General features: G+C 61.4%; 1 protein-coding gene and 1 pseudogene. Both read right to left on the bottom strand.

Annotation, left to right across the window (positions count from 1 at the left end):
* Positions 1 to 835 (bottom strand): NADP-dependent isocitrate dehydrogenase (locus QZ326_RS13295; RefSeq protein ID WP_295746148.1); only part of this gene is annotated, 835 nt, incomplete at its 3' end.
* Positions 836 to 847: 12 nt separating this feature from the next.
* Positions 848 to 1,577: pseudogene (locus tag QZ326_RS13290) on the bottom strand (hydratase); the annotation flags it as partial.

Raw genomic sequence — 1,577 nt, 5'->3', positions numbered from 1 at the left:
TGTCGCTCATCACGTCGCCGTCGTAGTTTTTCAGCGCCCAGATGAAGCCGCCCTTGGACCGGATGACACGGGCTACGGCGTCGTCAATGAGGGTGTAGAAGTAGGTGATGCCCAGCTTTTCAAACTCCGCTTTGTAGGAGGTCTCGTACTCCTCCTCAAAAATCCGCTTGAACTCGCCGTCATAGACCTTGGCGATGGTGTCCTTTGTGGAGAACCACAAGTCCTGTTTCTGGCTCAGGGCGTACTGGAAGCAGGAACGGGCAAAGGCACGGATGCTGGACTCCTTGTTGTGCTGGCCCTGCCAGACGGCGGGGCCGTCTACGGTCTGGACGTTCAGCGTCTTCTCTGCGCCGCTCTCACCCTTAAAAGTCAATGCGGCGGTGCCGGGCTCGTCTGTGGACATGTCCACGGCCTTGTACATGTCGCCGTAGGCGTGCCGGGCGATGGTGATGGGGGACTCCCAGTTCTTCACCACGGGGCGGATGCAGGGCAGGACGATGGGGGAGCGAAAGGCCGTGCCGTCCAGAATGGCCCGGATGGTGCCGTTGGGAGACTTCCACATCTCCGTCAGCTCCGGGTACTCCTCCATCCGCTGGCGGTTGGGAGTGATGGTGGCACATTTGACGGCCACGCCCAGGCGCTTTGTGGCATTGGCGGCGTCAGTGGTCACCTGGTCCCGCGTGGCGTTGCGGTTCAGGAGACCCAGGTCGTAATATTCGGTTTTCAGGTCTACGAAGGGCAGAATCAGCTTTTCCTTAATCATTCCCCAGAGGACGCGGGTCATCTCATCCCCGTCCATTTCCACCAGGGGGGTGGTCATTTTGATTTTTTCCATAAAAACGCCTCCTCACATGACATGCAGGTCAATGAATGTCAGCGCGGCTGTCTGGTCGTCCAGCTTCCGCAGGAAGAACTGGGCCGTTAAATCGCTGGGTTCCCCGTTCAGGGGCACTTTGCCGTAGTCGATGACCGCCGCTGTGTCGTCCCGGCCCATCCAGCGGCGGTCCGAGGAGATGTGGATGGCCCTGTGGATTTCCTCCCGATAGGGGCTGCTTTTCAGAGAGGTGATTTTGTAGCCGGCGCGGCCGAATTCCCTGGCGGCCTCCTCCCGGGTGTATCCGGGACAGCCGTAGCCGTAGACGGCGGATTCCAGCAGCTCCGGGGTCCAGTCTCCGGTGTTGGTGTCAATGAGGAACATGGACAGGGCCTCCCCGTACTTCTCCTCCGCCAGCAGCTCCGTCCACTCCTCCAGCAGGCCGATGATCTCCTCCCGGCCCGCGCCGGCGGGCAGGGTGCGGAGCTTCGGGTCCGCCCGCTTGGCATAGTAGTTCATGAGGCAGCCGTCCAGGATAATCTCCTCTTCGTCAGGCGTGAGGGGCGGGAGGTGCAGGGTGAGGTCCTCCACGCCGCCGTCCCGCTTGAGCACTTTGGCGTGGATATCCCGCCGGTTGCAGCGCACGGCGTGCCGGACATTCGGCACAAAGATACAGTCCCCCGCCTCATAGGGGAACTCCGTCCCCTGGTCCAGGGTAAAGGGCAGGATGCCCCAGTTGATGCAGTTGGAGCGGTAGCGCTTG

The organism is uncultured Oscillibacter sp., assembly GCF_910587525.1.
Lineage (GTDB): Bacteria > Bacillota > Clostridia > Oscillospirales > Oscillospiraceae > Oscillibacter.
The sequence above is the reverse complement of the archived record's forward strand: the minus strand, read 5'-3'. Positions and strand labels throughout refer to the sequence as shown.